7 protein-coding genes are annotated in these 8,846 nt (G+C 69.0%); all 7 read left to right on the top strand.

The window, feature by feature from the left end; translation table 11 throughout:
• Positions 1-158: 158 nt before the first annotated feature.
• The 7 genes from ACXJKH_RS09925 (at position 159) to ACXJKH_RS09895 (ending at position 8,644) form a co-directional block, all read left to right on the top strand.
• Entirely contained in the window at positions 159-854 is a 696-nt protein-coding gene (locus tag ACXJKH_RS09925) for a DUF3348 domain-containing protein (RefSeq protein WP_457319304.1), read from the top strand.
• Between the two features lie 10 nt (positions 855-864).
• The gene (locus ACXJKH_RS09920) at positions 865-3,273 is read left to right on the top strand and encodes a DUF802 domain-containing protein (RefSeq protein ID WP_457319303.1); all 2,409 of its coding nucleotides are present in this window, start codon (positions 865-867) and stop codon (positions 3,271-3,273) included.
• Positions 3,270-3,917 carry an OmpA family protein gene (locus ACXJKH_RS09915; RefSeq protein WP_256774293.1) on the top strand — a complete coding sequence of 216 codons (648 nt, stop codon included), beginning with the start codon at positions 3,270-3,272 and terminating at the stop codon, positions 3,915-3,917. The genes ACXJKH_RS09920 and ACXJKH_RS09915 overlap by 4 nt, the downstream gene beginning before the upstream one ends.
• A complete protein-coding gene (locus tag ACXJKH_RS09910) occupies positions 3,907-4,539 on the top strand; it encodes a DUF2894 domain-containing protein (protein ID WP_457319302.1) in 633 nt (210 codons plus the stop codon). Before ACXJKH_RS09915 ends, ACXJKH_RS09910 begins: the two co-directional genes overlap by 11 nt.
• 298 nt (positions 4,540-4,837) lie before the next feature.
• Positions 4,838-5,137, top strand: coding sequence for a hypothetical protein (locus tag ACXJKH_RS09905; protein ID WP_457319301.1), 300 nt, complete (start codon positions 4,838-4,840; stop codon positions 5,135-5,137).
• 10 nt (positions 5,138-5,147) lie between these two features.
• Positions 5,148-7,907, top strand: a complete 2,760-nt coding sequence (gene mgtA / locus ACXJKH_RS09900; protein ID WP_457319300.1) for a magnesium-translocating P-type ATPase — start codon at positions 5,148-5,150, stop codon at positions 7,905-7,907.
• Entirely contained in the window at positions 7,907-8,644 is a 738-nt protein-coding gene (locus ACXJKH_RS09895) for an MgtC/SapB family protein (protein ID WP_457319299.1), read from the top strand. Before mgtA ends, ACXJKH_RS09895 begins: the two co-directional genes overlap by 1 nt.
• The last annotated feature ends 202 nt before the right edge of the window (positions 8,645-8,846 follow it).

Raw genomic sequence — 8,846 nt, 5'->3', positions numbered from 1 at the left:
GCCCTGGCGCTGGCATGTGCCGGGAAACGCCCACGTGTCGGGACGTCGCAGCGCCAGCACGGGCAAGGGCTGACGGCCCGCGACGGGGCGCCCGCCGATCCCGTTCAGACAGGCAAATCGTCATTCCGGTGTAAAATTCATGGTTTTTAGCCGGAACCATGGCGAAAGCCCCCTACCGACCGTCGGTGCCCGGACCGGCCTTCATCCGCCTGCTGGCGGGGTTTGCCGACGGACCGTTGCCCACCTCCAGCCCGGATATTTCCGATCGCCTCAGCCAATGGGTGGATTGGAATCGGGCGGTAGCGTTGTCGCGGGCGCTGGATGGACGGTTGCCGCCGGTACCGCCGGATGCGCCGGTGTTCGACAGTGCCGAACAGGCCGAATGCGAACGGGTGCGCGCGGTGCTGATCGCCGCGATCATGGCCCCGGCCGAGGGCAAGCGCGCCCTGGCCGATGACTATGCCGCGCATCGCCAGCACTGCGTGAACCTGCAGCGGTCCATGCAGGCCTCCACCGGGCGCCTGCGCGGCCGGCTGCGCGACATGCTCGGTCACCTCTCGCCGGAACTGGCGCGGTTGGCCGAAGTGGATGCGGTGATGGAACAGACCCTGAGCCCGCGCGAGCAGAGCCTGCTGGCTGCGGTGCCGGCGCTGTTGGGACAGCATTTTGAACGCCTGCGCGAGTCGGCGCTGCCAGCGCCGACCGCAGGCGACACCGAGGAAGCGGCGCCGTCCAGACCCAGCGATGGCTGGCTGGCGCGCTTCCACCAGGATATGCAGGACGTGCTGCTGGCCGAACTGGATGTTCGTTTTCAACCGATCGAAGGCCTGCTTGCAGCGCTTCGCCCCCGATAACTGGGACGTCATGTTCAGAACTAGTCTTTATTTCGTTGTCTTCCTTGCCGGCCTGCTGGCGGCGTGCTGGATCGGTGCGGGTTACCTGGGCAGCAATCCGGTCGGTGCCGCGGTCGCGGCGGTGATCGTGGCCTGCTACTGCGCCGGTGCGCTGGAACTACTGCGCTATCGCCAGGCCACGCTCGGTCTTGGCCGGGCGGTCGCGGTCGCGGACGCGGGCGCGGCGCAGGCCGACCTGGCCGGCTGGCTGGCGCGGGTGCCGGACGGGCTGCGCAACGCGGTGCGGCTGCGGGTGGATGGCGAGCGCATCGCCCTGCCCGCTCCGGTACTGACGCCGTACCTGGTGGGCCTGCTGGTGCTGCTGGGCATGCTCGGCACCCTGCTCGGCATGATGGCCACCCTGCGCGGCACCGGTCTGGCGCTGGAAAGCGCCACCGACCTGCAGGCCATCCGTGGCTCACTGGGCGCGCCAGTGGAAGGGCTGGCAGTGGCCTTCGGCACCTCGATCGCCGGCGTGGCGACCTCGGCGATGCTGGGCCTGCTGGCCGCGCTGTGCCGGCGCGAGCGCCTGCAGACCGTGCAACTGCTGGATGCGCAGATCGCCACCAGCCTGCACCCGCATTCGCAGGGCTGGCAGCGTGCCGAGGCCTTCCGCATGGCGCAGGCGCAGGCCGAGCTGATGCCGGCCCTGGTCGAGCGCCTGCATGCGTTGACCGTGGCGATCGAGGAACGCAGCACCCAGACCCAGCAGCAGTTGCTCGACAGCCAGGAGCGTTTCCACGCCAAGGCCGACGCCGAACACGCACGCCTGGCCGCTGCGGTCGAGCTGGCGCTCAAGGACAGCATGGCCGCCAGTGCCCGTGCGGTCGGCGAATCGCTGCAACCGATCATGCAGGACACGATGGCCGCCATTGCCGGCGATACCCGCGCACTGCAGCAGCACGTGGGCGCTGCGGTGGAACAGCAGTTGAGCGGGCTCAACGCCGGCCTTGCAGCCAACCATGCCGCCAACGCGGAGACCTGGCGCGCCGCGCTGGCCGCCCAGCAGCAGAGCAACCAGCAGTCGAGTGAGGCGTTGCGCACTGCGCTGGAGCAGCTGAGCGCCCAGCACGATCAGCGTGCGGTGGGCCTGCTCGATGCACTCTCCGAGCGCATGGCCGACAACGTGCAGCACTGGAGTGCGGCGCAGACCGCGCAGCAGCGGACCCACCAGGCGCTCACCGCCGAGCTGCGCGACAGCCTGGCGCAGTTCACCGGGGAACACGCGCGCCAGGCCAGCGACCTGGCCGATGCGCTGGCGTCCCGCCTGGACGCCACGGCCGAACGCTGGGCAACCGCCCAGCACGCGCAGCAGCAGGCCAACGACAGCCTGGTTGCCGCCCTCGACGCGGCATTGCAGCGGTTGACCGACCAGCACGATGCACGTGCCACCGCGCTGGTCGACTCCCTCGCCAACCGGCTGGAACAGAGCAGCGGGCAGACCGCGGCGCTGTGGCGTGCCGCGCTGGACGAGCAGCAGGCCACCAGCAGCGCGCTGGCCGAACGCAACCAGACGGCCTTGTCAGCGGTTGCCGGCACCTTCGATACCCAGGCCGCCGCGCTGGTGGAGGCGATGCAACAGTCGCAGCATACGTTGCAGGACGCACTGGAATCCCGCGATGCCCAGCGCCTGGCACAGTGGAGYGGCGCGTTCGAAGCGCTGACCGTCACGCTGGGCGAGCAGTGGTCGCAGACCAGCGCGCAGGTCGCGCAGCGCCAGCAGGCAATCTGCGATGCCCTGGCAAGCACTGCGCAGCAGATCAGCGCGCAGACCCAGGCCCACGCCAGCGACACCATCGCCGAGATCTCGCGTCTCGTACAGGTGGCTTCCGAGGCGCCCAAGGCCGCCGCCGAYGTGGTCGCCGAACTGCGCCAGAAACTCTCCGACAGCATGGTCCGCGATACCGCGATGCTGGACGAGCGCAGCCGTCTGCTGGCCACGCTGGAAACCCTGCTGGATGCGGTCAACCACGCCTCGACCGAGCAGCGCACGGCGGTGGACGCGCTGGTCACCACCTCGGCCGATCTGCTTGAACGGGTCGGCAGCCGCTTCACCGAGCACCTGGCGGTTGAAACCGGCAAGCTCGGCGAGGTGGCCGCGCAGGTCACCGGCAGCGCGGTCGAAGTGGCCAGCCTGGCCGATGCCTTCGGCGGTGCGATGCAGGTGTTCGGCACCGCCAGCGCCGATCTCGGGCAGCGCCTGGAGCAGATCGGCACCGCGCTGGATGCATCCTTGGCACGCAGCGACGAGCAGCTGGCGTACTACGTGGGCCAGGCACGCGAGGTGATCGACCTCAGCGTGCTGTCGCAGAAGCAGATCATCGAGGAACTGCAGCAGCTCGGCGCACGCCGGGGCACTGGCAAGGCCGCCAGCGCATGAGCGATGAGATCGAGGTCGACGGCGAGTCCGGTGCACCGATCTGGGCCGCCTTCGGCGACCTGATGTCGGTGCTGCTGGGCGCGTTCGTGCTGATCCTGGTCGGCGTGGTGGCGCTGCAACTGGAGCTGTCCACCCGCCTGGACCATGAGGTCAAGCAGCGTCAGGCCGAAGCGGCGCGGCGCAAGACCCTGGAGCAGGCACTGGCGGTGCCGCTCGCGGCCGGCCGGGTGACACTGGTGGATGGCCGCATCGGCATCCGCGGCAGCGTGCTGTTCGCGCTCAATTCCGACCAGCTGCAGCCGGAAGGCCGCGAGCTGCTGAAGAGCCTGGCCGCGCCGCTGGCCGAGTATCTGTCCTCGCGCGAGGAAATCCTGATGGTCAGTGGCTTCACCGACGACCGCCAGGTGCGCGAAGGCAATCGCCAGTTCGCCGACAACTGGGCGTTGTCGGCCGAGCGCGCGCTTACCGTGACCCGCGCGTTGATCGCCGAAGGCGTGCCCGCCTCTGCGGTGTTTGCCGCCGCGTTCGGCGCCGAGCAGCCGGTCGGCTCCAATGCCGATGAGGACGGGCGTGCACGCAACCGGCGTGTTGAAATGGCGCCGATTCCGCGGCCCAGGCCGGCCAAGGCCAGCAATGGCGGCTAAGCCGGTCGATCCGCGCGCGCGGCTGGAACAGTGGCGCCAGCAACAGCTGGACCGGCACGACCCGGTCGCGTTCGCGGTGCTCGATGCCCTGCAGGCACGTGCGGCGCGTGCGCAAGGGACCGCGCGCACGCTGCTGGAACAACGCTTGTCCGACCGCGTGGCGGCCTACGCCAGTGCGCTCCCGCGCGCTTCCCGGCGCGGCGTCGTCGCAGCGCCGCTGCGCGCGGCGCCATTGGCCGATCTGGTCGCGGAACTTGCCGCCCGCCCGCGCGTGTTGTCCACACCCGACGCGTCCAGCGGCGCGCAAACGGCCCCAACCGCTTACCCTGCCCTGCCGGCGATCGACGAATTCCGTGCGCTGTGGGCCACCGTGCGCAGCCGCAGCCAGGTACGCCAATCGCTGGCGGCCGCACCCAGCGATGGCGGTCCGCTGAACTCGGCGGTGCTGGTGCATCGCGCGATCACGTTGATGGGCGACATCTCGCCCGGTTACCTGAAACACTTCCTGGCCTACGTGGACAACCTGTCCTGGCTGGAACCGCTGCAGCCACGCAGTAGTGCGCCGGCGCGGGACGTGGGCCGCATTCCCAAGCCGCGTCGCGCACGCCCGGCCAAGTCCTGATCCACGCGGTCGGCCGACGGCCGGCATCGCACCCCTATACCAAGGTATATCGCGGCGAACCCACGGGCATCTAGGCCTGCGGGCGTGCGGTGCGGACAATACGCGCACCGGTTCGGCGCAGTGCGTCGCCCCGGATCCGCCCTTCCGCTACCGGATTTCCCCATGGATCCCGATCCTGCCGGGCGCCACGCGCCCCTGATCCACCCACTGCCCTGTTTCACCCCGGCGTCCGGCCGGCGGCTTCGGCTCGACTGAGTCACTGGAAGCCGACGGGCGCTGCCTGCCCGGAGGCTTTCCGATGAACTACAAGATCCTCTACATCACCCTGCGCCGCCTGATCGGTGAGCGCAACGTCGCCGCGCTGCGCAGCCAGCTGTTGCAGCACGGCGCACCGCTGTTCGCCCGTGCCCTGGCATTGGGCTCGGCGCGGATCATCGCCGACGCCTTGAGCCTGCTGCCGATCGTCGAGCGCGTCAGCGTGCTGCGCCACCTGCCCGCGCCGATCCGTACCGCCATGAAGCCGCTGTGCTCGCGCGGCAATCCCCGTTTTTCGCTGCCGATGGTGACGTTTTCCGTCGCCCGCGCGCAGCACGCCTGAGGAGTTCCCCATGACCCTGCTCAACGCATGGTTCGATGCCTTCCTGCGCAGCCGCCGCGCCGGCAGCCTGTTCCGTCGCCGTGCCCTGCCCGAGGCGGGCATCGGCCGCGGTGCGGCGACATCGGTGCCGGTGGACTTCAGCGATGGCCTGCTGCGGTTGGCGCATGCGCCCTTGGCCACTGCACTGGCCGCGCTGGATTCGCATCCCGATGGACTGAGCATGCATGAGGCCGGCGAGCGCCTTGACCGCGTCGGCCCCAACGAAATCGATCACGAAAAGCCGCTGCCGTGGTGGCGCCATCTGTGGCAGTGCTACCGCAACCCGTTCAACCTGCTGCTGACCCTGTTGGCGGCGGTCTCCTGGCTGACCGAGGACCTCAAGGCCACCGTGGTGATCGGCACCATGGTAGTGCTGTCCACCCTGATCCGCTTCATCCAGGAAGGGCGTTCCAACCGCGCCGCCGAGCGGCTCAAGGCGCTGGTCGGCAACAACGCACGCGTGCTGCGGCGTTCGGCGGGGACCGAGGCGGCCGACGTGGCCGACCAGTACTTCGGCGCGCACCTGCACAGCCGGCGGCCGGCGCAGCAGCGCTCGCTTCCGATCCGCGAACTGGTCCCCGGCGACCACATCGTGCTCTCGGCCGGCGACATGATCCCGGCCGACTGCCGCGTGCTCACGGCCAAGGATCTGTTCGTGGCGCAGGCGGCGATGACCGGCGAGTCGCTGCCGGTGGAGAAGTTCGCGGTGCCCGATGTGGCCCAGGCCAATCTACTGGAACAGCCCAACCTGCTGTTCATGGGCACCAACGTGGTGTCCGGGACGGCCACGGCGGTGGTGCTGGCCACCGGCAACCGCACCTGCTTTGGCACCATCGCCCAGCGCAGCACCGCCACCGAGCGGGCGCCCACCGCCTTCCAGGCCGGCGTCAACAGCGTCAGCTGGCTGCTGATCCGCTTCGCGCTGGTGATGGTGCCGTTCGTGCTGCTGGTCAACGGCGTGACCAAGGGCGACTGGACCGAAGCGTTCCTGTTCGCGCTGTCGGTGGCGGTCGGGCTGACCCCGGAAATGCTGCCGATGATCGTCACCTCCACCCTGGCCAAGGGCGCGGTGCTGTTGTCGCGGCGCAAGGTGATCGTCAAGCGGCTGGATGCGATCCAGAACTTCGGCGCGATGGAAGTGCTGTGCACCGACAAGACCGGCACCCTCACCCAGGACCGGATCGCGCTGGAGCGGCATACCGATGTGTTCGGCAACGACTCGCAGGACGTGCTCACCTTCGCCTACCTCAACAGCCACTTCCAGACTGGGCTGAGCAACCTGCTCGACCGCGCGGTGCTGGAGCACGTGGAGCTGCAGACCGAGCTGCGCCTGGCGCAGGACTACCGCAAGGTCGATGAGATTCCGTTCGACTTCGAGCGCCGCCGCATGTCGGTGGTGGTGTCCGAGCGCGACGACCACCACGAGCTGATCTGCAAGGGCGCGGTGGAAGAGATGCTGGCGGTGTGCAGCACCGTGCGCGAAGACGGCCGCGACCTGCCGCTCGACGCGGCGCGGCTGGCCCGGGTGCGGCAGACCACCGAGGAGCTGAACGAACAGGGCCTGCGCGTGGTGGCGGTGGCGATGAAGGAAACCCCGGCGACCCAGCAGGTCTACTCGCAGGCCGACGAACAGGGCCTCACCCTGCTCGGCTATGTGGCGTTCCTGGATCCACCGAAGGAATCCACCGCGCAGGCGCTGCAGGCCCTGGCGGCGCTCGGCGTGGAGGTGAAGGTGTTCACCGGCGACAACGAGCTGGTCACCGCGCGGGTGTGCGCCCAGGTGGGCCTGCACGCCGATGCGATCCTGACCGGGCCGCAGATCGAACGCATGGACGATGCCGCCGTTGCCGACGCACTCACCCGCCACCGTGTGTTCGCCCGGCTCACCCCCCTGCACAAGGAACGGCTGGTACGTGCCCTGCGCGCGCAGGGCAAGGTGGTGGGGTTCCTCGGCGATGGCATCAACGATGCGCCGGCCCTGCGCGCGGCCGATATCGGCATCAGCGTGGACAGCGCGGTGGACATCGCCAAGGAGGCCGCCGACATCATCCTGCTCGAGAAGAGCCTGATGGTGCTCGAAGAAGGCGTCATCCAGGGCCGGCGCACCTTCAGCAACATGCTCAAGTACATCCGCATGACCGCCAGCTCCAACTTCGGCAATGTGTTCTCGGTGCTGGTGGCCTCGGCCTTCCTGCCGTTCCTGCCGATGCTGCCGCTGCAACTGCTGGTGCAGAACCTGCTGTATGACATCTCGCAGATCGCCATTCCGTTCGACAACGTGGACGAAGAGCTGGTGCGCAAGCCGCTGAAGTGGAACCCGGCGGACATCGGTCGCTTCATGGTGTTCTTCGGGCCGATCAGTTCGATCTTCGACCTGAGCTGCTTTGCCCTGATGTGGTACGTGTTCGACGCGCGCACCGTGGCCGACCAGAGCCTGTTCCAGTCGGGCTGGTTCGTGGTGGGCCTGCTCACCCAGACCCTGATCGTGCACATGATCCGCACGCCCAAGGTGCCGTTCGTGCAGAGCATTGCCGCCCCGCCGCTGCTGGTGATGACCGGGCTGATCATGGCCATCGGCGTGCTGCTGCCGATGAGCCCGCTGGCCGGCTACTTCAAGCTGCAGGCGCTGCCGCCGGGCTACTGGCCGTTCCTGGTCGCGATCCTGTTCGGCTATGCGGTGCTGACCACGCTGCTGAAGAAAGTCTACATCCGTCGTTACGGGTGGCAGTGATGGATCTCAATCCGCATCTGCCGCCGTTCAATGCCGGGGCCACGGTCAGCACGCTGATCAGCCTGGCTACCGCCTTCGTGCTCGGCTCGGCGATCGGCCTGGAGCGCCAGCTGCGCCAGCGCACGGCCGGGCTGCGCACCAATACGCTGGTGGCGGTGGGCGCGGCGGTGTTCGTCGATCTGGCCGTGCGCTTCCATGACATGTACGGCGGGCCGCCCTCGCCGCTGCATGTGGTGGCCTACGTGATCTCCGGCGTCGGTTTCCTCGGCGCCGGGGCGATCATGAAGGACGGTGCGCAGGTATCCGGGCTCAACACGGCCGCCACGCTGTGGGGCTCGGCGGCGGTGGGCGCCTGTGCCGGGATCAAGCTGTTGCCCGAGGCGGTATTGGCCGCGCTGTTTGTACTGGCCGCCAACACACTGCTGCGGCCGGTAGTCAACCGCATCCAGCGGCAACCGCTGCAGGAAGCGTCCGGCGAGGCTACCTACGCGGTCACGGTGATCTGCCAGCGTGACCGGCAGGCCGAGGTGCTGGACCAGCTGCTGGTGCTGCTGGAGCAGGCGCACTACCCGGTACGGGCAGTGGAGCCGCGGCCGTTCGGCGACCGCGACGTGGAAATCGAAGCCGTGCTGTATGCGACGGCGGTGGATGCCGATGAGCTGGATGCCGTGCTGGCCACGCTGTCGACCACGCCCGGCGTGCTGCAGGGCTTCTGGAATGCCACGCTGGAGGACTGACACCGGCCCACCACGGTACCGATGCTATGCTCCGCGCGCCGCTTGTTGCGGCGCTCCACCCTGTACCAACGGGAGTCGTTCCGATGCCCTCTTCGCCTTCGCGGCATACCCTGGCCCTGCTCGGCCTGGGCGTGGTCATGGCCGCGATCTTCGCCGCCGACACGCTGACCGATTACGCCGTGGCCGCCGCGTGCTTCTATGC

This window comes from Stenotrophomonas sp. P5_B8 (assembly GCF_054049855.1).
Note: the sequence above shows the minus strand (reverse complement) of the source record. Positions and strands in the feature narration are given on the sequence as shown.

Bases quoted from the DNA above. Each gene is read 5' to 3' on its own strand.
- ACXJKH_RS09925 (WP_457319304.1), top strand. From the start codon at position 159: ATGGCGAAAGCCCCCTACCGACCGTCGGTGCCCGGACCGGCCTTCATC.
- ACXJKH_RS09915 (WP_256774293.1), top strand. From the start codon at position 3,270: ATGAGCGATGAGATCGAGGTCGACGGCGAGTCCGGTGCACCGATCTGG.
- ACXJKH_RS09910 (WP_457319302.1), top strand. From the start codon at position 3,907: ATGGCGGCTAAGCCGGTCGATCCGCGCGCGCGGCTGGAACAGTGGCGC.
- ACXJKH_RS09905 (WP_457319301.1), top strand. From the start codon at position 4,838: ATGAACTACAAGATCCTCTACATCACCCTGCGCCGCCTGATCGGTGAG.
- mgtA (WP_457319300.1), top strand. From the start codon at position 5,148: ATGACCCTGCTCAACGCATGGTTCGATGCCTTCCTGCGCAGCCGCCGC.
- ACXJKH_RS09895 (WP_457319299.1), top strand. From the start codon at position 7,907: ATGGATCTCAATCCGCATCTGCCGCCGTTCAATGCCGGGGCCACGGTC.